Raw genomic sequence first — 23,653 nt, 5'->3', positions numbered from 1 at the left:
ATCATGAAGAAAGTCCTGAAGTGGTTGGGCATAGCGGTCTTGACACCCATACTGATTTTAGTGATAATAGCCGCGCTGATTTACTTGCCACCCGTACAGAACTGGGCGGTGAAGAAGGTAGCTGCCATCGCGTCGGAGAAAACGGGCATGGACATCACGATACAGCACGTGAATCTGGAGTTCCCGCTCGATCTGGGTATCGAAGGTCTCCGTGCGTTGCATCCTAATGACTCGATAGCCAATCAGATGGACACCATCGCCGATGTCAAGAAGATGGTATGCGACGTGCGTCTGTTGCCGCTTCTAAAGAAACGGGTGGTTATCGATGAGCTGTCGTTGACACAGGCAAGCATCAATACCAATGGCTTTATTGGCGACTTGCGTGTGAAGGGTGAGTTGCAGGAACTATGGTTGTCGTCCAAGGGCATCGACCTCGATCAAGAGACTGTTGAGGTAAATGGTGCCCGACTATCAGAAGCCCGACTGGTTATCTCCTTGAGCGATACAGCGGCTGTTGACACCACCGAATCGACAATGAAATGGGTTATCAATGCCGATTCAGTGCGTATCCTGAAGTCAGACTTCATGGTTCATCTGCCTGGTGATACCCTGAACGCCCAAGCCTATATGGGTAGGGCGGTGGCCCGCAAGGTGTTGGCCGATTTGGGACAGAGCATCTATAAGGTTGGCAGTCTGGATTGGTTGGACGGCCGCCTGAACTATAATAACCGCTACGAGCCAGAGGTAAGCGGTCTGGACTATAACCATCTGGCATTATCGGACATCAATCTCCGACTGGAATCCATTGAATATATCGAACCGAATACCTCGCTGATTATAAAGGACCTGCAAGCCAAGGAGAAGAGTGGTCTGCAGATCAGCCACTTGTCGGCGAAGGTCACCATGGATGATAAGCGGGTGGCCATCCCACAGTTGAAGCTGAGAACACCTGATACGGAGATCGAAACCGAACTTGCCATGGACTTCAATGCCTTTGATGAGCAGCAGCCGGGCGGCATGAAGTTCCGTTTAAATGCCCAGATAGGTAAGCAGGACCTGATGCGTTTCATGGGTGATATGCCGCAGGCTTTCGTGCGCAGCTATCCCAACCATCCTGTCAGCATCAAAGGCTCTGTTAATGGTAATATGCAGCATATGACCTTTACCGGACTTGATGTCAATCTGCCTACAGCTTTCCGCATGACTGCCAATGGTACGGCTTCTAATGTGACGGATATCACAAAGATGAAGGCCGACATCAGTATGCATGCCAGAACTGAGAATATGAATTTTGCTTTGGCATTGGCCGATCCTGCTATGATGCGTAACTATCGGATACCTTACGGTATGACACTCGATGGCACGCTGAAGACCGAGGGTACGCGTTATGCTACCAACTTGGTAGCTACCGAAGGGGCAGGGACCATCAAGCTGAAGGGTAGCGCCAGCATTCCTGTCAATACCAATGGCGACTTGCTGACTGAACTGATGAGCTATGATGCTGACGTGAGCATCAACCGTCTTAATCTGCATCACTTCATGCCGCGCGATTCTATCTATACATTTACTGCCGATGTGAAGGCAAAAGGCAATGGTACCAATTTCCTGTCGAATAAGAGTAAACTGACTGCCGATGTCAAGGTACACCAGTTGCAGTATGGCAGTTGGAATCTGAAGAACCTCACAGCTGAGGCCACATTGGCCAATGGCCATGCATTGGCAAAGCTAGTAGGCTATAACGAATTGTTGCAAGGCACCATCGGTGTAGATGCGTTGCTGAACACCAGGAAACTGATGGCTACTATCAGCGCCGATCTTGATAAAGCCGACCTCTACCGTATGCGTTTGGTGGAAAATCCACTCTCGATAGGACTTTGTGGTTCGGTGGATGTGGTGTCGGACATGAAACTCACCCACCGTGTGACTGGCCTGATGGACGAAATCTATATCGCCGGCAAGAAAGAAACCTTGCGTCCTGGTTTCATCGGACTACATATCAACACGACCGTTGATACCGTGATTGGACGTATCCAGAGTGGCGACTTCATTGTGAAATTTGATGCCAGTGGCAACTACGAGCGGCTGCTGAAACATCTGACCATGTTGGGCGACTCGGTGATGACGCAGCTCGACAAGCGTATCATCGATCAACCTGCCATCAAGCGCCTGTTGCCCGATATGAAACTGCATATCGAAAGTAAACGCGACAATCCGATGGCGAGTCTGCTGAAGGCAATGGATATCCAGTTTAAGGAGATGATGGTTGATGTGAGCACTTCGCCCACAACGGGTATCAACGGCAAGAGCTATCTTTATTCATTAATATATGATAGTACGCGTATAGACACCATCCGACTGAATCTGACGCAGAAAGGCGAACGTCTGACGTATCAGGGACAGATACGGAATAACCGTCGTAATCCGCAGTTTGTATTCAACACCCTTATCGATGGCACCATCCATCAGCATGGTATCTTAGCGGGGGTGCGCTATTACGACCAGCACGATAAAATGGGTGTCCGTCTGGGGGTAACGGCAGAGATGGAGAGTGATGGCATTCGCTTTAAACTGCTGCCAGAGCAACCCACCATTGGCTATAAGGTGTTCAATCTGAATAAGGATAACTATCTGTTCATGGGGCGTAACAAGCGTCTGCAGGCAAAGGTTGATCTGATAGCCGACGATAAAACGGGTATCAAACTCTATACGGAGAATCAGGATTCTACCATGTTGCAGGATATCACCTTGAGTATCAATCGACTGGATCTGGGTGAACTGACATCTGTAATCCCGTATCTGCCGCGTATAACGGGTAAGCTGAATGGCGACTACCACATTCTGCAGGATCAGAACGAGAATATCTCTATAGCCAGTGATATGGGGGTGCAGCAGATGACTTACGAAGGATCGCCCATTGGTAACCTGAGCACTGAGCTGGTTTATCTGATGAAGGAAGACGATACTCACGCTGTTGAGGCCCGATTGATGCTCGACGATGTGGAGTTTGGTATGCTGAGCGGTATCTATAAGAACGAAGGTGAGGGCTTTATTGATGCTGATTTCAAGATGACACGACTGCCGCTGTCGTTGGTCAACGGTTTCGTACCTGATCAGTTAGTAGGCTTGGAAGGCTATGGCGAGGGCAATCTGACTATCCGTGGTACCACCAGTCATCCTGAGGTGAATGGTGAGATGTATGTCGACTCGGCTTATCTGGTCAGCATCCCTTACGGCATCCGTATGCGGTTTGATGATGATCCTGTACGTATTGTAGGTTCTAAACTGATGCTTGAGAATTTCGGACTTCATTCGAGCAATAACGACCTGCTGAACCTGATGGGTAGCATCGACTTCTCAGACATGGATCATATCATGATGGATATGCGTATGCGTGCTCGTAACTTCCTGCTGATTGATTCGAAACAGCGGCCTAATAGCGTGGCATGGGGTAAGGCCTACGTGAACTTCCTGACTCGTTTGCAGGGACCATTGGAGGAACTGAATATGCGTGGCCGACTGGATGTGTTAGGCTCAACGGATATGACCTATTTGTTGCTCGACTCGCCGTTGAGTACAGATACACGACTGGATGAGCTGGTGAAATTTACGGATTTCAGCGACTCAACAATAGCTGTTGTTACCCGTCCGGCTCCATCGGGATTGAATATCGACCTGACAATCAATGTATCACAGGGTGCTCATATCGTCTGCGACCTCAATGCCGACGAGAGTAACTATGTGGATCTGATGGGAGGTGGCGACTTGCGTATGTTGTATAACTCGGAGGGTATCAACCTGACAGGACGTTATACGCTGTCGAGTGGTGAGATGAAATATTCATTGCCCGTCATCCCACTGAGGACTTTCCACGTGAAGGAAGGCAGCTATGTGGAGTTTACGGGCGACCCGATGAACCCCAAGTTGAACATCACAGCCGTGGAGCGCACCAAGTCGAATGTGACTAACGAGGCGGGTGTGAGTCGAACTGTGCAGTTCGATTGCGGTGTGATCATCACCAAGACGCTGAACGATATGGGACTTGAATTCATTATCGATGCCCCTGAGGACCAGACGGTGAGCGGCGAATTGGCTACCATGTCGAAAGAGGAGAGGGGAAAGATGGCTGTGGCCATGCTCACTACAGGCATGTATCTGGCCGATGGTAATACTGGTGGCTTCTCGATGAACTCGGCTTTGAGTTCGTTCCTGCAGAGTGAGATTAATAGTATTGCGGGGTCGGCTTTGAAGACACTCGACCTGAGTGTTGGTATCGATAACTCGACCGATGCCTCGGGTATGATGCATACTGACTATTCATTCAAGTTCGCCAAACGATTCTTCAATAACCGTTTGAAGGTAGAGTTAGGTGGAAAGGTATCGTCAGGAAACAGCGATGCCATGAGTGGCGGACAGAACCAGTCGTTCTTCGATAATGTGACCATGGAATATCGATTGAATCAGGATGCTACTAAGAATCTGAAGCTGTTCTATAACCAGAATGTTTACGACTGGCTTGAAGGTTATACTGGCGAATATGGTCTCGGCTTTGTTTGGCGTAAGAAGATGAACAGTCTGCTTGATGTGTTGACCTTCTGGAAGAAAGACCAGCCAGTGATGATGCCACGACCCACCACGCCTCGTGACACCGTGCGGACAGATAGTGTACGACCCATAAACAGAGAACGTCATGCTAAGTAAAGTCAAGTATATTGCCATGGTGCTTTGTCTCGCTTCCTGTTCGATGACAAAGAATATCCCCGAAGACGATCAGCTCTTCACGGGGCTGACCAAGATGGCCTATGACGATGAGAGAGAATATGATGTTGAAGCCTACAACGACCATTTGGAAACTACCAAGGCCGAATTGGAGGCTGCACTTGCCACAGAACCGAATGGATCGCTGTTTGGTAGCAGTTATTTCACGGTTCCCTGGTCGTGGCATCTATGGGTATATAATAAGTTCTCGGGCAAGGATTCTGGTTTTGCCCGTTGGATGACCAAGACCTTTGGTAAGGCCCCCGTACTGATGAGTCAGGTGAACCCAACGCTTCGCAGTAGCGTGGCTAAATCGGTGTTGCGTAATAACGGTTTCTTCCGTGGTGATGTGACTTATGAACTGGTGCAGCAAAAAAATCCCAAGAAGTGTAAGATTGGCTATACCATCCATCTTGATTCACTCTTCACGCTCGACTCTGTGAGCTATGTCAACTTTCCTGCACCTATCCAGGCGCTGATCGATTCTACCAGCGACGAAAGTATGATTAAGAGCCAGTCGCCCTTTAGTATCAACCATCTTGATGCTGAGCGTTCACGTATCAGTAGTCTGTTGCGTAACAATGGCTATTATTTTTATAACTCCAGCTACGCTTCGTATCTGGCTGATACCTTTGCGGTTGATAACAAGGCACAACTGCGATTCCAACTGGCGCAAGGTGTCCCCGATGCCGCCCTGCATAAATGGTATATCGGTAAACTCGATGTAAACTTCCGTAAGACGGCTCGCGAACAGTTGAATGATTCTGTAAAACGTCGCTATCTGACGATACATTTCAATGGTAAGAAGTCGCCTATCATGCCGCGCGTAGTACTCAGGAATCTACGTCTGCGTCCGCGCCAGGAGTTCAGCTATGAGAAGTATATGGAGTCGGCCAGTAAGATTAACGCTACGGGTGTGTTCAGCAGTACCGACTTCCAGTTCACCCCTCGTACCGATTCTGATACCCTCGACCTCCGATTGAATTGCACTTTCGATAAACCCTACGACTTCTATATCGAAGGCAATGCCATTGGTCGTACCAGTGGGCGATATGGCCCTGAGTTGAAGGTTGGTCTGACGCGCAGAAATGCCTTCCGAGCCGGTGAGAAACTAGACCTGAACCTGCACGGCTCTTACGAATGGCAGAAGAGTGCCAATGCAGATATGAACAGTTATCAGTATGGTGCCGACATGTCGTTGGAGTTCCCCCGAATCATCGCTCCTTTCTATAATAGTGACCGCATCCGTCGCGATAAGAATGGACGCCCCATTCGTCGTCGTTTCTACTCATCGCCAACAACCTATGCCAAAGTGTCGGTTGACGTGATTCGTCGTCCGGAATACTACAAGATGCACATTGTTTCTGGTGAGTGGACCTATCGCTGGCAGTCATCGGCCAATAGTCGTCATGAGTTCTCGCCCCTCACGCTGAAGTATCAGTATATGAACAGCCATACGGATAAGTTCGACTCTGTTATTGTGGCTAATCCGTATCTGGCAGCTTCGATGGAAGACTGTTTTACGCCCAAGATGCGCTATACATATATGTACACCAGTCCGGCTACGAAGCGTCATCCCATCCGTTGGGAGTTTACCGTTGAGGAGTCGGGTAATCTGTTGTCGCTTTGGGATTATGTAGGTGGACATGCTTTCAACGAGAAAGGCAAGACGCTTTTTAAGACTCCTTATTCGCAGTTCCTGCGATTCGAGACTGATTTCACCAAGACGTGGACGCTCTCTTCTACGTCACGTTTGGTAGGTCATGTTAGTGGCGGTGTCCTCTATAACTATGGTAACAGTAGCGAGGCGCCATATAGTGAATATTTCTATGCAGGCGGTGCCAATACCATTAGAGCCTTTGGTGTGCGTGAGATCGGTCCCGGTGCGTTCGATGGTACAGGATTGGGTCGCCAGCTGGGTTATCTCGTTCAGAATGGCGAGGTTAAACTCGTGGGTAATCTGGAGTATCGCACCCAGCTGTTTGGCGATTTGAACGGGGCTATATTCCTCGATGCAGGTAATGTGTGGGATTTTAATGATGATTTCGTTACCGATGGAGGATTCCCAAAATCACTCAAGGCACTTGTCAAGCAGACAGCTCTGGGTACGGGTCTGGGAATCCGTTATGATATGGGCTTCCTCGTGATTCGACTCGATTGGGGATTGGCCATCCACTGCCCTTACGAGACTGGCAAGTCGGGCTATTTCAATGTGCCCAGCTTCAAAGGTGCGCATACGCTGCATTTTGCTGTCGGCTATCCGTTCTAATACGTATTTTTTTCGATACTTTTGTTTTAAAGTCCAAAATATTTTGTATCTTTGCACGCAAATTAATATAACTCGATAAAAAATAGCTTATGAAACCAACTTTATTTTTGCTTGCTGCTGGTATGGGAAGCCGTTACGGCGGTCTGAAGCAGCTTGACGGTCTGGGTCCTAATGGCGAGACCATCATGGATTACAGTATTTACGATGCCATCCAGGCTGGATTCGGCAAGATTGTATGGGTTATCCGTAAGGACTTCGAAGAGCAGTTCCGTACACAGATTCTCGCTAAGTACGAGGGAAAAGTAAAGTGTGAGCTTTGCTTCCAGGCGCTCGATGCACTGCCCGAGGGCTTCAGTGTTCCTGAGGGTCGTCAGAAGCCTTGGGGTACAAACCACGCTGTGCTCATGGGTAAGGATGTGATTAAGGAGCCATTCTGTGTCATCAATTGCGACGACTTCTATAATCGCGATGCATTCATGGTTATCGGAAAGTATTTGGCTAACCTCCCCGAGGGTGCTAAGAACCAGTATGCCATGGTAGGTTTCCGTGTTGGTAACACCTTGTCAGAGAATGGTACTGTGGCTCGTGGTATCTGCTCAAAGAACGATAAGGGTCATCTGACAACAGTTGTAGAGCGCACAGAGATTGTTCGTTGTGCTGCTGATGGTTCGAATGCAGGCGCTGCCAGCGAGCCAATCCGTTTCAAGGACGAGGATGGCAAGTGGGTAGAGGTTGCTGATAATACACCTGTATCGATGAATATGTGGGGTTTCACTCCTGATTACTTCGAGTATTCAGAGGCTTACTTCAAGGAGTTCCTCAGCGATCCTAAGAATATTGAGAACCTGAAGGCTGAGTTCTTTATTCCTCTGATGGTCAACAAACTGATCAACGATGGTACTGCTACTGTTGAGGTTCTCGATACCACCAGCAAGTGGTTCGGTGTAACCTATGCAGCTGATCGCGATGCTACTGTTGCTCGTATCAAGCAGCTCGTCGACGAGGGTGTATATCCTAACAAGTTGTTTTAAATGAACATCGACATATTAAGTCAAGATCAGCTGGCCCTGATGGACCAGCTGATTTCTGATGCAAATACCATACTTGTAGTTTGTCACAAGAGCCCAGATGGCGATGCTATCGGTTCGTCGCTGGCTTGGGCAGAGTTCCTGCGTATGCGTGGGAAAGATGTTACCGTGTTGGTGCCCGACCAGTATCCTGACTTCCTGAAGTGGTTGCCAAATACGGAAAAGATTGTGCGCTATGATAAGCACACGGAGAAGGGCGATATGCTGTTGAAAATTGCCGATTTGGTGTTCTGTCTCGACTTCAATACGCCCAGTCGTGTAGATGAGATGGAGCAGGCACTGGTGAACAGTCCTGCCAAGAAGGTGCTTATCGACCATCACCTGAGGCCCGATGTGGAAGCCGATCTGGTGGTATCGCTTCCAGAGGCGTCCAGCACCAGCGAACTGGTGTTCCGTATTGTCTGGCAGATGGGCGCTTTCACTCAGCTCGACAAGGCGTTCGCCGTACCAGTATATTGCGGTATGATGACTGATACAGGCGGTTTTATTTACAACAGCAACCGTCCTGAAATCTATTTTATCATCAGTGAGTTGCTCACTAAGCGTATCGATAAGGACCGTATCTATCGTAATGTTTATCACAACTATTCAGAGGACCGTATCCGTCTGATGGGTTATGTGATGTACGAGAAACTGGTATATCTACCAGATTATCATGCTGCGTTTTATTCGCTCACGCGCGATGAGCTGAAACGCTTTAATTTCATCAAGGGTGATGCCGAGGGACTGGTGAATATCCCCCAGCAGATAAAGGGACTGAAACTCTCAATCTCCCTGCGCGAGGATACTGATAAGCCTAACCTGGTGTGGGTGAGTCTGCGTTCGGTTGATGATTTCCCCTGTAATCTGATGGCAGAGGAGTTCTTTAATGGCGGTGGACACCTGAATGCATCGGGTGGACGATTGGAGACATCCATCGAAGAGGCTATTGAAATCACCAAAAAGGCGATTTATGCGTATCAAAACAAGTTAAAGTAGCCTAATATTGATGTTGTTTACGAAATAATTCGTATTTTTGCACCGTCAATCGATATAAAAATGAAGAAGATACTATTTATCATGATAGCTTTTGCCGCTGTTCTCAGCAGTTGTAACGACTACGAGACCTACGGCGATAAGAAGGAAAAAGAGCGTAATGCGATAGCAAAGTTTATTTCAGACTCTTCTATCGTAGTGATCAGCGAGGATCAGTTTAACCAGCAGGGTTATACAACTAATATTGTGCGCAATGAGTTTGTAAAGCTCGATAAGAGTGGTGTTTACATGCAGATTGTACGTGAGGGTTGTGGCACCAAGCTGCAGGATGGCGAGAACACCCGTTTGGTGTGCCGTTTCTCTGAGTTTGATATCCTCGAGGACACTATTACTATCTGCAACAATAAACCGAACTTGTCATTGAATGGCAGGTCGGTAGTCGCGTTGCCTGATATTATTCAGGTATCGCGTAGTAGTGGCTCTTTCACAGCTTCGTTCGAGAGTGGTGTCATGTATACTGTCTATGGCAGTTCATCAGTTCCTTCCGGTTGGCTGGTGCCCCTGACTTATGTGAAAGTGGGTCGTCCGCAGTCGTTAACCGATGAGTGTGCCAAGGTACGTCTGATTGTACCTCATTCTCAGGGTCATGCTACTGCATCGAGCAATGTCACACCTTGCTATTATGAGTTGACCTTTCAGCGAGAATCATAACGATTTATTTTCCTAATTAATATGACACTGATCAAATCTATTTCCGGTATCCGCGGTACTATCGGCGGTCATACTGGTGACACGCTCAATCCTTTAGACATTGTTAAGTTTACCACAGCCTACGCCCAGTTTATTGGGGGAAAAAAGATAGTCGTAGGCCGCGATGGTCGTATCTCTGGTCTCATGGTTCGCAACGTGGTTGTTGGAACCTTGATGGGCATGGGTTACGATGTAATTGATATTGGCTATGCCACGACTCCAACAACCGAGTTGGCAGTACGTATGGCAGGTGCCGATGGTGGTATCATCATCACCGCCTCACATAACCCCCGTCAGTGGAATGCCCTCAAGTTGTTGAACCGCGAGGGTGAGTTCCTGACAGCTGCCGATGGCGCAGAAGTACTGCGTATGGCAGAGGCTGAGGACTTTGATTATGCTGAGGTTGATCATCTGGGTACTTGTACCGTTGACGACTCGTATAATAAACGCCATATTGACTCTGTGCTTGCCTTGAAGCTGGTTGACCGTGAGGCTATCAGCAAACGTAAGTTCCGTGTATGTGCCGATACCATTAACTCGGTAGGCGGTATTATTCTGCCAGAGTTGTTCAAGGCTCTCGATGTGGATTTCGAGATTCTGAATGGTGAGTGTACTGGCGACTTCGCTCACAACCCAGAGCCATTGGAGAAAAACCTGCATGGCATCATGGATAAGATGAAGAAGGGTGGCTTCGATTTGGGTATCGTGGTTGATCCCGATGTTGACCGTTTGGCCTTTATCTGTGAAGATGGTACCATGTTTGGTGAGGAGTACACACTCGTGTCTGTAGCCGACTATGTTCTGAGCCACACTGTTGGAAATACCGTTTCAAACCTCAGCTCAACTCGTGCTTTGCGCGACGTGACTGAGAAACATGGTGGTAAGTACACCGCTGCAGCCGTTGGCGAAGTGAATGTGACTACCAAGATGAAGGAGGTAGGCGCTGTGATTGGTGGCGAGGGCAATGGTGGTGTCATCTATCCAGAGAGCCACTATGGTCGTGATGCTCTTGTTGGTATCGCTCTTTTCCTGTCGAGTCTGGCTCAGAAGGGCTGTAAGGTGAGTGAGCTTCGTGCAACCTTCCCTGACTATCAGATTGCCAAGAATCGTATCGATCTCACACCAGAGACCGATGTTGACGCTATCTTGGTCAAGGTCAAGGAGATGTTTGCCAAGGACAGTAGTGCTGTTGTTAACGATATCGACGGTGTAAAGATCGACTTCCCAGATCGTTGGGTACACCTGCGCAAGTCAAACACCGAGCCTATCATCCGTGTTTATAGTGAGGCTCAGAGCATGGATCAGGCCGACGACCTGGGTAAGCAGCTCATGCAAGTAGTTTACGACATGCAGTAATACCTTATATATAAAGGATATCATAAATCCTCTTGCAAACAGATGCAAGAGGATTTTTTTTGTGACAAAGTGGCATATTGTCAGTGTTTGGCACACTTTTGGCAGAACGCATGGCAGAAAATAAGTTTAAAATAAAAAATATAAGCATTATGAACATCAAACCATTAGCAGACCGCGTGTTGGTATTGCCAGCACCTGCAGAAGAGAAGATTGGCGGTATTATCATTCCTGACACTGCAAAGGAGAAGCCCCTTCATGGTACTATCAAGGCTGTAGGCCAGGGCACCAAGGATGAGACAATGATTCTGAAGGAGGGTGATGAGGTGCTTTACGGAAAGTATAGCGGCACTGAGCTCGAGTTCGAGGGAACCAAGTATCTGATGATGCGTCAGAGCGATGTACTTGCAGTCATCGAGAGATAATTGCAATGTAAAAATTGAATTGTTACATTTTTAAATTATTAAATTTTTAAATTTCTGAAAGTATTATGGCAAAAGATATTAAATTCAATATTGACGCCCGCGATGCGATGAAGCAGGGTGTTGATCAGTTGGCTAACGCAGTGAAGGTAACACTTGGTCCTAAGGGCCGCAACGTGGTTATCGAGAAGAAGTTCGGTGCACCTCAGATTACTAAGGATGGTGTATCTGTAGCAAAGGAGATTGAGCTCGAGGATAAGTTTGAAAATACTGGCGCTCAACTCGTTAAGAGCGTTGCTTCTAAGACTGGTGACGATGCTGGTGACGGTACAACCACTGCTACCATCCTGGCCCAGGCTATCGTTTCTGAGGGACTGAAGAACGTTACCGCCGGTGCTAATCCTATGGACCTGAAGCGTGGTATCGACAAGGCTGTTAAGGCTGTAACCGAGCACATCGCTAAGAGCGCTGAGCAGGTAGGCGACAACTATGATAAGATTGAGCAGGTAGCTACTGTATCTGCTAACAACGATAAGGAGATTGGTGAACTGCTGGCTGAGGCAATGCGCAAGGTTAGCAAGGACGGTGTCATCACCATCGAGGAGAGCAAGAGCCGCGATACCCACATCGGTGTGGTTGAGGGTATGCAGTTCGATCGTGGTTACCTCTCAGCTTATTTCATCACTGACAGCGAGAAGATGGAGTGCGTGATGGAGAACCCATACATTCTGATCTACGATAAGAAGATCTCTAACATCAAGGATTTCCTGCCCATCCTGCAGCCTGCTGCTGAGAGCGGACGCCCACTGATGGTTATCGCAGAGGATGTTGACTCTGAGGCTCTGACCACACTCGTTGTAAACCGTCTGCGTGGCGGCTTGAAGATCTGCGCTGTTAAGGCTCCTGGCTTTGGCGATCGTCGTAAGGCTATGCTCGAGGATATCGCTACACTGACTGGTGGCGTAGTTATCAGCGAGGAGAAGGGTCTGAAGCTTGAGCAGGCTACACTCGATATGCTGGGAACTTGCGATAAGGTAACTGTTTCTAAGGACAACACCACTATCGTGAATGGTGCTGGCGACAAGCAGCTCATTCAGGATCGTATCGCTCAGATTAAGAAGGAAATCGAGGTTACTACCTCTTCATATGATAAGGAGAAGCTGCAGGAGCGTCTGGCCAAGTTGGCTGGTGGCGTAGCAGTACTCTATGTAGGTGCTAACTCTGAGGTTGAGATGAAGGAGAAGAAGGATCGTGTTGACGATGCTCTCTGCGCTACCCGTGCTGCCATCGAGGAAGGTGTTGTAGCTGGTGGTGGTACGACCTACATCCGTGCTCAGGAGGCGCTGAAGAACCTGAAGGGCGACAACGCCGACGAGCAGACCGGTATCAACATCATCTGTCGTGCTATCGAGGAGCCTCTGCGTCAGATTGTTACCAACGCCGGTGGCGAGGGTGCAGTAGTTGTTCAGAAGGTTCGTGAGGGTAAGGGTGACTTCGGTTACAATGCCCGCCTCGACAAGTACGAGGATCTGCGTGAGGCAGGTGTTATCGATCCTGCTAAGGTGGCTCGTGTGGCTCTGGAGAATGCCGCTTCTATCGCTGGTATGTTCCTCACTACAGAGTGCATCATCTGCGACAAGCCTGAGAAGGAGCCCGCTATGCCAATGGGTGGTGCCCCAGGCATGGGTGGTATGATGTAATTTTGTAAAGCTAACATAACAAATTAGGGGATGGATTATATAATCTGTCCCCTTTTTTAGTTAATTTAAAATATTTGCTGTATTTTTATGCTCGAAACATTTGCGGGTTCAATGAAAACCCGCTAATTTTGCAAACGCAAATAATAATTTTTTTGATTTGTTTTAGTAGATTAGTTTTTAAGTAGTTTGTTTTTTTTGAACTGGCTGTCGTGATGACATCCAGTTTTTTTTTAGTTTTTCGCAGAAAATATTTGTTTTATGAGAAAAAGTTGTTATCTTTGCAATCTGTTACGTAACCAATAAACGACTATTATGAAGCAATTTCTGAAAATGACTCTAGCCACCGTTTGTGGTATTGTAGTCTTCAGTCTTGTGATGGGACTGTTTTTCGTTATCTCAATAGTAGGGATGGTGGCGAGTGATTCGGCATCAACCAAGGTGAGAGATAACTCTGTTTTTGTGCTCAAGCTGAACGGTGAAATCAATGAACGTGCCGAAGCAGAAACACCTTTCGACAATCTTTTGGGAGTAGATGGTTCTGGTTCTATGGGGCTCGACGATCTGATTGCCAGCATCCGAAAGGCAAAGAACGAGGAACACATCAAGGGTATCTATATTGAGGGTGGTTCTGCTGGTTTCGATAGCCCAGCCACAGCTCAGCAGTTGCGCGATGCCCTGCAGGACTTTAAGAAAAGTGGAAAGTGGATTGTGGCTTATGCCGACCAGTATGCGCAGGCTTCTTACTACGTGGCTACTGTAGCCGACAAGATTTACCTGAATGATGAGGGTGCTGTCGATTTGCGTGGTCTTGGTGGAAAGAATATGTATTTTAAGGGACTTTACGACAAACTGGGCGTCAAGTATATGGCTGCCAAAGTTGGTAAATATAAGAGTTTTGTAGAGAGCGACACACGTTCAGATATGAGTGAATACGATCGCGAACAGCGTGAAGCTTATCTGAATGGTATCTGGAACTACTGGCTGAAGGAGATGGCTGATGGTCGTAAGGTGAATGCTGCCGAGCTGAATAAGCTAGTGAACGACAGTTTGCTGGCATTTACACCTGCCGATGCACTGGTAAAGGCCAAGTTGATTGATAAAGTGATGTTCCCCGAGGAGATTAAAGCTGAAATCCAGAAGCGCCTGAAGCTCGACAAGGACGATGAGATTTCTCAGCTCACCTTGTCGGATATGATGAATGTGAAGTCGAAGAAGAAGGACAAGGGCGAAGAGATTGCTGTTTATTATGCATACGGTAGCATTGTTGATAGCGAGGCTCAGAATCTTCTGAGCGGTGGTGGTCATTGCATAGTCGGTAAGTCGACAGCAGAGGATCTCCGTAAGCTGGCTGACGATGATGATGTCAAGGCTGTTGTCTTCCGTGTTAACTCTGGTGGTGGTAGTGCTGTTGCCTCTGAGCAGATCCGTCATGCCATCAAGATGTTGAAGGCCAAGAAGCCTGTTGTAGTTTCTATGGGTGGCGCAGCTGCATCGGGTGGCTACTGGATTAGTTCTGCTGCTAACTATATCTATGCTGAGCCAACAACTATCACCGGTAGTATCGGTATCTTTGGCTTGATCCCAAACGTGAGCGGTCTGCTCACCGATAAGTTGGGGGTAACCCTTGATGGTGCGAAGACCCATCAGTTTGCCGGTTACGAGAATGAGCTGGTTATGGGTAAGGATACTGACGAGATTATGCGTCAGTTGCAGAACTATATCAATCGTGGTTATCAGAACTTCCTGACTATCGTGTCCGAGGGTCGTGGCATCAAGCCAGAGCAGGTTCATGAGATAGCTCAGGGGCGTGTATGGCTTGCCAGCGATGCCCTGAAGATCAAGTTGGTGGATAAGTTGGGTAGTCTCGACGATGCTGTGAAAAAGGCTGCCGAGCTGGCTAAGTTGAAGGAGTATCATACTGCCAGCTATCCTGGTCAGACCAGTTGGCTGGATCAGTTCCTGGCTAAGGAGAGTAAGGGCTCTTATCTGGATTCTGAGCTCCGCGAGCTGTTGGGCGATGCCTATCTGCCGCTGATGCAGATTCGCTATGATATCAAGAACAACAGTCGCGTTCAGGCTCGTATGCTTGACGATATCCGTGTGAAATAGTGAATAGAGAAAAGTTTTGGAAGGCGATTTTATAACAATCAATAAAAAGCTGTTAGGCTTAGCCTGGTTCTATGGCTTGGGCGTAGGTATCAGGAATCTGCTGTTCGAGATGGGCATCTTGAGGAGCCGTTCCTTTAGTACCCCAGTCATCTCTGTAGGCAATATCACTGTGGGTGGTACGGGTAAAACCCCGCATGTTGAGTATCTTATCCGTTTGCTAAAAGATAAGCTTAACGTAGCAGTGCTCAGTCGTGGCTATAAGCGCAAGAGTAGGGGATATATCCTCTCGGATGAGAACACCTCAATGCATATGATTGGCGATGAGCCCTACCAGATCAAGCAGAAGTTCCCCGATGTCACTGTGGCTGTGGATAGAAAGCGTACGCGTGGCATTAGCAGGCTCACTGCTGATGACAGTGGCTTGGATATCGATGTGGTACTGCTCGACGATGCCTTTCAGCATCGTTATGTCAAACCTGGCATTAATATCCTGCTGGTTGATTATCACCGTTTGGTTATCTATGACTGTCTGTTGCCGGCTGGTAGGTTGCGCGAGCCCGTCAGGGCTAAGGACAGGGCTGATATCGTGATTATCACCAAGTGCCCCAAGGATCTGAAGCCGATGGAGTTCCGTGTTATCACTAAGGCCATGAAACTCTATCCCTATCAGCAGTTGTACTTCTCTACCTTGGAGTATGATGCACCACAGCCTGTGTTCAGGAATGTGGCCATCCCTACTGGCTCTATTGGTCTGGATAGCCTTGTAGGACTGTCAGGTAAGAATATTCTGCTCCTCACGGGTATTGCTTCACCAGAGCAGTTGATGCATGACCTTCAGGAGTTCGATTCGCAGATCACGCCGCTCACCTTTGCTGATCATCACAACTTCAATCGTAAGGATATTGAGACTATCAATAATGCCTTTGCCTCACTGCCCGAACCACGTCTGGTGCTGACAACCGAGAAGGATGCCACGCGCCTGCAAGCTACTGAAGGGCTGAGCGATGACGTGAAGAAACATCTGTATATGCTGCCGCTGCGTATTGCCATTATGCAGGATCAGGAAGAAGAATTCAATCAAAAAATTATAGGATATGTATACAAAAATTCAAGAAACAGCATCCTGGCTAAAGGAAAGAATGACCACAAGTCCAACAACAGCGATAGTGTTGGGGACAGGCCTCGGACAATTAGCTTCAGAAATAACTGATATATACGAGTTTCCTTATCAGGAAATCCCCAACTTCCCCGTATCAACTGTTGAAGGCCATTCCGGTAAGTTGATATTCGGTAAGCTTGGCGGTGTTGATATCATGGCTATGCAGGGTCGTTTCCACTTCTACGAAGGCTACTCGATGAAGGATGTCACCTTCCCTGTTCGTGTTATGTACGAGTTGGGCATCAAAACCCTCTTCGTATCTAACGCTGCTGGTGGCATGAATCCTGAGTTCAAGATTGGCGACCTGATGATTATCACCGACCATATCAACTTCTTCCCCGAGCATCCGTTGCGTGGAAAGAACTTCCCCACCGGTCCCCGATTCCCGGATATGCACGAGCCATACGATCATAATCTGATAGCTGAGGCCGATGCAATCGCTGCCGAGAAGGGTATTAAGGTGCAGCACGGTGTATATGTTGGTGTTCAAGGTCCTACCTTTGAGACCCCTGCAGAGTATCGTATGTATCGCATCCTTGGTGGCGACGCCGTAGGCATGTCAACCGTGCCCGAGGTGATTGTGGCCCACCATTGTGGCATCAAGACCTTTGGAATCTCTGTGATTACCGACCTGGGAGGCTTCGATGTCCCCGTTGAGGTGAGTCACGAGGAAGTGCAGGAGGCTGCCAACATGGCGCAGCCGCTTATGACAGCTATCATGCGCGAGATGATTGCGCGTTCAGAGCGTATCGAAGCTCATAATAAAGAACAGTTTAACACAGATCACCCAACAGAAGGATGGAAATAGCAAAATTAGGAGAATTCGGTCTTATCGACCGTCTGACAAAGGATATTGAGATAAAGAACGACAGCACCAAGAAAGGTGTGGGCGACGATTGCGCCGTGTTGAGCTATCCCGACAAGGAGGTGCTCATCACCACCGATATGCTGATGGAGGGCGTACACTTCGACCTTACTTATATAGACTTGAAGCATCTGGGCTACAAGTCGGCTATGGTGAATATCAGCGATGTGTTCGCCATGAATGGTACACCACGCCAGATGACCGTTTCGCTGGCCATCAGCAAACGCTTCTCGGTCGAGGATATCGAGGAGTTCTATACCGGCCTGCGTTTGGCATGCGATAAGTGGGGCATCGACGTGATTGGCGGCGATACCACCTCTTCTTATACAGGTATGGCCATCAGCATCACCTGTATCGGTGAGGCCCGTAAAGAGGATGTCGTTTACCGTAACGGCGCCAAGGATACCGATCTTATCTGCGTGAGTGGCGACCTGGGTGCCGCCTATATGGGCTTGCAGCTGTTGGAGCGTGAGAAGAGTGTTTATTATCAGCAGGTAGAAGAAGCACGTAAGAAGAACGATAAGCGCGCTCTTGAAGAACTGGCTCACTTCCAGCCTGAGTTCAGTGGCAAGGAGTATCTGCTGCAGCGCCAGTTGCAGACCGAGGCCCGTGGCGATATTATCCAGAAGTTGCGCGAGGCTGGCATCCGTCCTACAGCCATGATGGACGTGAGCGACGGTCTCTCAAGCGAGCTGATGCATATCTGTAAGCAGAGTGGGGTGGGCTGCCGTATCTACGAGAAGAACATTCCAATCGACTATCAGACCGCTGTGATGGCCGAAGAAATGAACATGAACGTCACAACTTGCGCCCTGAATGGTGGCGAAGATTACGAATTATTGTTCACTGTTCCTATCGGCGATCATGAGAAAATCGAGCAGATCGACGGAATCAAGCTTATTGGCCATATCACCGATGCAAAGTTCGGTCAGGTACTCGTAACTCGTGATAATCAGGAGTTTACGTTGAAAGCACAGGGCTGGAACCCCCTTGCATAGGCATAGCGCACAAAAAATAATTTGTAAAAAAGTGCTAAAAAGTTTGGTGGGTTCAAAAAATAGTCGTACCTTTGCACCCGCAAAACAACGAAAGGATGTTTGCAAAACGAATTTGAAATGTTGGTGCCTTAGCTCAGTTGGTAGAGCATCGGACTGAAAATCCGTGTGTCCCCGGTTCGATTCCTGGAGGTACCACTCCTCCTTTCATTAGCCCGGTCTTGCAGTAATGCAGCCGGGTTTTTTCGTATATAAAGGTCAAAGTTCAAAATTCAAAGTTCAATGGGAATTGTTATTGGTATCGATGTTGGTATTTCAACGACCAAGATTGTTGGAATCAAGAATGGTAAGGTGTCGGCCCCTATCAGTATCACTGCTGCCGATCCAGTCACTTCTCTTTTTGGTGCTTTCGGCAAATATCTGCACGATAATGATATCGACTTGAAGGATGTCGAGCAGGTAATGCTTACTGGTGTAGGCTCCGCCTATATCGATCAGCCCATTTACGGCCTGCCTACAGCCAAGAGTCAGGAGTTCGTGGCCGATGGCCTTGGTGCCCGTTTTGAGTCGAAGCTCGACCACACTATTGTGGTGTCGATGGGTACAGGTACATCGTTTGTGAAGTGCGACGGCAACGAGATGCGCCATATTGGTGGTATCGGTGTTGGTGGAGGTACGCTGGCTGGTCTGGCCCGTCTCATGCTTAATACCAGCGATATCAAACAGGTGGCTACGCTGGCCAAGCATGGCAATATCCGTAATATCGACCTGACCATTGGCGATATCAGCGCCGTTCCAGTGCCTGGTCTCACCATGGATACCACCGCCAGTAACTTTGCCAATGCCCAGAGCGATGCCTCTAAGGAGGATATTGCTGCCGGACTCATCCACATGGTGCTACAGTCTATCGGTTCTGCCGCATGGCTTGCCTCATTAGGCAGCGATATACGCGATTTCGTGCTCATTGGCAACCTCTCCCTGCTTCCGCAGTGCAAAGAGGTGTTCCCTGCCTTGGAAACGCTCTATAACATCCGTTTCCACATCCCCAAGTATTCGCAGTACTGCACTGCTATCGGTGCCGCCCTCGATTACACCACCAAACGCTAATAGATATATGGAACAGAAAAGAGTAACCCCTGAGCGTATTACAGAACTCGCCGAGAACGAAGTGTTTGTATTTGGTAGCAATCTGGCTGGTGCCCATGGCGGTGGCGCGGCCCTATTGGCCTATCGTAAGTTTGGTGCCATCTGGGGCCAGGGCGTAGGTCTGCAAGGTCAGAGCTATGGCATCCCCACCATGCATGGTGGGGTTGATGTTATCAAACCCTATGTCGATGAGTTCATCGAGTTTGCTAAGACCCGTCCCGACCTCACCTTCTTAGTTACCCGTGTCGGTTGCGGCATAGCCGGCTTCACCAACGAAGAGATCTCCCCCCTCTTCGCCAAGGCCCACGATGTAGAGAACATCGTCCTCCCCGCAGGGTGGTAATACGGTGTTTTGTGAAATCAGGAAAAGTCAAGCCAAAAATAGGTACCCTCCGCATGAGCTAGCTCGATTCATGAATCGAGCTAGCTCAATCGATGATTTGAGTTAACTCACGGTTTTTTGGGGTAAGACACCCGTAAGCCTTGCGAAACAATATTTTTGTGTCAAATTGACTAATGATTAGAAAAAAGTTGTATCTTTGCAAACGTATGTAGTATAATAGATTATTACGTTATGGCAGCCAAATCACGCAAAACAGAATGGGAGAGTGCTCTTAGTATAAAGAGTAGATATGAACTCCAATATGTCGTTGACCATCCAGAAGGCTACACACCAGAGTTCCTGAAGATGGCAAAAGAAAAGTTGGCAGAATTCGCTGATATGCCTGATAACGAGGCAATGAAAGTTGTGCTTAAAAGGTGCCTCCAAGAAATGGGCTGCCCTTGTGAAGAAAATGAGGATGGTGATCTTGAGATATGGTTCCAAGGCACTCAATTCCTGCTTATCCTGTCACCAGATAATCATTATATTGAGATAATGGACTATTGTTGGATTAAAGCAGATCTTGATGATACAGAAGAAGTGGATAGATTAAAGCAAGCTATAAATAAGGCCAATACAGATGGTGATATAACTACAGTCTATTTCATTGATGAGAAATATAATGCTATGGGGGCATATTGCACAACCAATATCCTCTATCGCCCAATGATACTTGACATAAAAAAGTATCTTGAAATCAGACTCAGCAACTTCTTCCTGGCTCATGATATTATTCATGCGGAGATGGTTCTCTTAAAAGAGAGAGCCTCACAACAAAAACAGGCGCTGATAGATATGCTCCCAGATAAATTACCAGTTTGCTGATTTGGTTCGTTTGTTCGAACAAGCCTTCTTGGCTTAGCCAAGCGATCATAGGTCAAACGGTGAAATCCATTTTTTTTATCTAAATCCTTTTCTATTTCAGAAAAAGTTGTATCTTTGCAAACGAATAAAGTGATATTAATATGTTAGAGCTTCAAGATTGTATCAACAAGTTAGCAGATTTCAAGAGCGCATTCGCACAGAAATTTGGCATAACAAAACTCGGCATTTTTGGTTCTGTAGCCAGGAAAGAGAATACCGAGAATAGCGATATTGACATCGTGGTCGAAGTGCAGAAGCCGTCATTGCAGTTGATGTATGAGCTTAAAGAAGCCTTGAAGCAACTATTCAATTGCGAGGTAGATCTGGTAAGATTCCGCGATTCGCTACGTCCTCTCTTTAAGTCTAACATTGAAAGAGATGCTATCTATGTCTGATAATCAACTAACCATCCACGACAGACTCGAAGATGTTTTGGAATCCATCAACCTTATACAAGAATGGAGTGATGGAAGAAATACTGTAAATGATTTTATGTCGTCATCTACAGGAGTTATGGCATTTAATGCCTGTGTTATGAGGCTCCAAGTAATAGGCGAGCACATTGGCAAACTCATAAAGAATGATTCAAAGCCATTAGACGGTTATCCCAATATTCCTTGGAATGCAATTTATGGATTGCGAAATATTATATCTCATGAATACGCTAACATCGACGAAGATATAATCGTATCCGTTATCAATGACGATCTACAACCATTGAAGGATGCTATAGAGCAATTGATGCAAAAGTATTAATCATTAATGTATCTCCCATAACCTCGTCATTACTCCCCAATCAATGGGTAATGGCGTTTTTTATTTTGCTTTATCCACAAGCCTTGTGAAACACACATTTTTGTAAAAAAACTCATAAAAGTTTGTTAAGTTCAGAAAAACTCCTTATCTTTGCACAGACTCAGTTAGCTCGTAAGGGGCCGCGGGTCATTAACTTATTGGTAAAAGGACGTTTACGAAACGTTATCTTCGAGGTTCCAAATCTCGCAAATTTGAACTCTCTTCGAAGGAAACGCAACTGAAACGTCCACGTTGGGTGTATTGTATCCTATTACAGTATATCATGGCGTGGGCTAACTCGAGTTGCTTGTCCTAAGAGAGAGGCAATGCGAGAGCCTGGGACCTGGGATAAGCGGACTAGTAGTGACTCCCACGTCTTTCGTTTATAACCTAAAGCAGGAAAATGGCCATACTAGGGAGGTCGGTTGGTTATAGAATATTCTATGGCAAAACGAAAATACATAGTATTATGGCTTATCGTGTTTTTCTCTGTACATCTTAATGCACAAGAGATAAAAGTTGACGAATTTCATCTATCTTCAGAACTAACAGCGCAGAGTCGCAAAACAGAAAAAAGAGACGATGATGGCAATAGGTATGCACTCATTCGAGTTCTTACAACAGATAAAGGTTTTCATTTTGATGTAGGCTCCATAGGTTCTGAACCACCAGATGAAGACCATGTGGCAGAAATATGGGTTTATGTTGGTCAAGGTGCTAGACATATAAGCATTTCTCATAAAAAGTATGGAACTCTTGAACGTTATGATTTTCGAGAGCCTTTGCGAGGAGGGCGTACATACATTATGAAACTAAAATATGACAAAGGCGTTGTGAATACCTTTGACAATTCTAAACATCAAAAAATTAAGCTTAAAGTAATTCCTGCAAACTCAACATTTAGGTTAAATGGAGTAAAAATCATTTTAAATGAAAATGGTGAGCCTGAGGAAGAACTTGAACTGCCATATGTAACTAATCAGTTTTCTGTTGAAGCAGAAGGCTATTATAAGAAAGACAGCATAGTATCTATAGACGATAACAAAGACTTTAAGGAGCTTACGATTGAACTTGTACCTATAACAGGTTTTTTACGAGTGGATGCAAATCCATCTACTGCAGAAGTTTTCATAGATGCAGAGTTCATGGGAAATGCAAATAAAATCGAGCCCTTCGAGTTACGAATTGGAAAGCACTCTGTGAGAATAATCGCAGATGGACATAAAGATGAGACAAGAACCATTAACGTTTCTGAGAAAGCCACGGAATTTCTTTCTGTACATCTTTCTAAAAAAGCAATATATCAAATAACCAGTAATCCTACAGACGCCCATGTCACTATCGACAAAGATTACGTAGGAGCAACCCCATGCAGCAAAGAACTTGTTACTGGATTACATACAATAAAAGCGACTAAGCCTGGCTACAAAGATTTCAATAGAAGTATACAATTGAATAGCTCCACCCCTACTATCTATATTCCGTTAAAGAAGATATACAACTACAAAAATGAGTTCTACATCGAAGGGAATGTTAAGGCTGGAGCATTTGTCGCATATGGTGCGTCTATCGGATGCTATATCCAAAATTTAAATGCAGAAATTTCATATCTTTTAGGAACAGATAAAAGTGAAAATATATATTGGAGCAATAACAACAGCCAGCCTGCATCGTGTAATTACTCACCTTCAATGAATATATCTACAAAAATCGGTTGGGGAATACCTGTTTCCACAAGGTTTCGTATAACTCCACAGGTTGGTATTAGTATTTTGAAGTTAACTGAGAAAATCGAAGAATCGACGAATAATGTATCTGCTGATGGTGCAAATGTAACAAATGGGGTTGCTTCCTTAAGAATCTCAGCTGCCCTATTTAACCATTTTGCGATTAGTTTCACTCCTGAGTATCTGTTTTTGTTGAACAAATCTAAAGGATATACCGCTCTATCTGACATATCTTCAAAAATACAGAAATGGGGAGAAGGTTTTAATGTTAAACTCGGAATAACAGCATTCTTTTGAAA

At 46.8% G+C, this 23,653-nt stretch carries 18 protein-coding genes and 1 tRNA gene; all 19 read left to right on the top strand.

The annotated features are described in order from the left end of the window. The first annotated feature begins 3 nt into the window (after positions 1–3). The 19 genes from T491_RS0107040 (at position 4) to T491_RS0106950 (ending at position 23,651) form a co-directional block, all read left to right on the top strand. Positions 4–4,698, top strand: coding sequence for a translocation/assembly module TamB domain-containing protein (locus tag T491_RS0107040; protein WP_028903266.1), 4,695 nt, complete (start codon positions 4–6; stop codon positions 4,696–4,698). Continuing rightward, positions 4,688–7,024 (top strand): BamA/TamA family outer membrane protein, encoded by a 2,337-nt coding sequence (locus T491_RS0107035; RefSeq protein WP_028903265.1) that lies wholly within the window; start codon positions 4,688–4,690, stop codon positions 7,022–7,024. Before T491_RS0107040 ends, T491_RS0107035 begins: the two co-directional genes overlap by 11 nt. 89 nt (positions 7,025–7,113) lie before the next feature. After that, positions 7,114–8,055, top strand: coding sequence for a nucleotidyltransferase (locus tag T491_RS0107030; RefSeq protein WP_028903264.1), 942 nt, complete (start codon positions 7,114–7,116; stop codon positions 8,053–8,055). Next, positions 8,056–9,090 carry a bifunctional oligoribonuclease/PAP phosphatase NrnA gene (locus T491_RS0107025; RefSeq protein WP_028903263.1) on the top strand — a complete coding sequence of 345 codons (1,035 nt, stop codon included), beginning with the start codon at positions 8,056–8,058 and terminating at the stop codon, positions 9,088–9,090. Positions 9,091–9,150: 60 nt separating this feature from the next. Further along, positions 9,151–9,798 carry a DUF4827 domain-containing protein gene (locus tag T491_RS0107020; protein WP_028903262.1) on the top strand — a complete coding sequence of 216 codons (648 nt, stop codon included), beginning with the start codon at positions 9,151–9,153 and terminating at the stop codon, positions 9,796–9,798. Positions 9,799–9,819: 21 nt separating this feature from the next. Then, on the top strand, positions 9,820–11,193 hold the full coding sequence (gene glmM, locus T491_RS0107015; RefSeq protein WP_028903261.1) for a phosphoglucosamine mutase: 1,374 nt from the start codon (positions 9,820–9,822) through the stop codon (positions 11,191–11,193). A gap of 149 nt (positions 11,194–11,342) precedes the next feature. Continuing rightward, entirely contained in the window at positions 11,343–11,615 is a 273-nt protein-coding gene (locus tag T491_RS0107010; RefSeq protein ID WP_028903260.1) for a co-chaperone GroES, read from the top strand. 65 nt (positions 11,616–11,680) lie between these two features. Continuing rightward, on the top strand, positions 11,681–13,312 hold the full coding sequence (groL, locus tag T491_RS0107005) for a chaperonin GroEL (protein WP_028903259.1): 1,632 nt from the start codon (positions 11,681–11,683) through the stop codon (positions 13,310–13,312). 312 nt (positions 13,313–13,624) lie between these two features. Continuing rightward, complete coding sequence (sppA, locus tag T491_RS0107000; RefSeq protein ID WP_028903258.1) at positions 13,625–15,421, top strand: signal peptide peptidase SppA; 1,797 nt, start codon at positions 13,625–13,627, stop codon at positions 15,419–15,421. 16 nt (positions 15,422–15,437) lie between these two features. Further along, a complete protein-coding gene (gene lpxK, locus T491_RS0106995) occupies positions 15,438–16,631 on the top strand; it encodes a tetraacyldisaccharide 4'-kinase (protein ID WP_028903257.1) in 1,194 nt (397 codons plus the stop codon). Beyond that, on the top strand, positions 16,561–17,388 hold the full coding sequence (locus tag T491_RS15925) for a purine-nucleoside phosphorylase (protein ID WP_231480201.1): 828 nt from the start codon (positions 16,561–16,563) through the stop codon (positions 17,386–17,388). Before lpxK ends, T491_RS15925 begins: the two co-directional genes overlap by 71 nt. Then, a complete protein-coding gene (thiL, locus tag T491_RS0106985) occupies positions 17,379–18,443 on the top strand; it encodes a thiamine-phosphate kinase (protein ID WP_028903256.1) in 1,065 nt (354 codons plus the stop codon). The genes T491_RS15925 and thiL overlap by 10 nt, the downstream gene beginning before the upstream one ends. A gap of 122 nt (positions 18,444–18,565) precedes the next feature. After that, positions 18,566–18,638, top strand: a tRNA-Phe gene (locus tag T491_RS0106980). An 84-nt stretch (positions 18,639–18,722) separates the two neighbouring features. Next, positions 18,723–19,547, top strand: coding sequence for a type II pantothenate kinase (gene coaW, locus T491_RS0106975; RefSeq protein WP_028903255.1), 825 nt, complete (start codon positions 18,723–18,725; stop codon positions 19,545–19,547). 7 nt (positions 19,548–19,554) lie between these two features. Continuing rightward, entirely contained in the window at positions 19,555–19,929 is a 375-nt protein-coding gene (locus tag T491_RS0106970; protein ID WP_033148558.1) for a hypothetical protein, read from the top strand. A 231-nt stretch (positions 19,930–20,160) separates the two neighbouring features. Then, positions 20,161–20,793: a hypothetical protein gene (locus T491_RS0106965; RefSeq protein WP_028903253.1), complete on the top strand. Its 633-nt coding sequence runs from the start codon at positions 20,161–20,163 to the stop codon at positions 20,791–20,793. A 140-nt stretch (positions 20,794–20,933) separates the two neighbouring features. Beyond that, positions 20,934–21,227, top strand: coding sequence for a nucleotidyltransferase family protein (locus tag T491_RS0106960; RefSeq protein ID WP_028903252.1), 294 nt, complete (start codon positions 20,934–20,936; stop codon positions 21,225–21,227). Continuing rightward, on the top strand, positions 21,220–21,588 hold the full coding sequence (locus tag T491_RS0106955; RefSeq protein ID WP_028903251.1) for a DUF86 domain-containing protein: 369 nt from the start codon (positions 21,220–21,222) through the stop codon (positions 21,586–21,588). Before T491_RS0106960 ends, T491_RS0106955 begins: the two co-directional genes overlap by 8 nt. A gap of 482 nt (positions 21,589–22,070) precedes the next feature. Continuing rightward, positions 22,071–23,651, top strand: coding sequence for a PEGA domain-containing protein (locus T491_RS0106950; RefSeq protein ID WP_028903250.1), 1,581 nt, complete (start codon positions 22,071–22,073; stop codon positions 23,649–23,651). The last annotated feature ends 2 nt before the right edge of the window (positions 23,652–23,653 follow it).

This window comes from Prevotella sp. P6B4 (assembly GCF_000619985.1).
Classification (GTDB): Bacteria; Bacteroidota; Bacteroidia; order Bacteroidales; family Bacteroidaceae; genus Prevotella.
The sequence above is the reverse complement of the archived record's forward strand: the minus strand, read 5'-3'. Positions and strand labels throughout refer to the sequence as shown.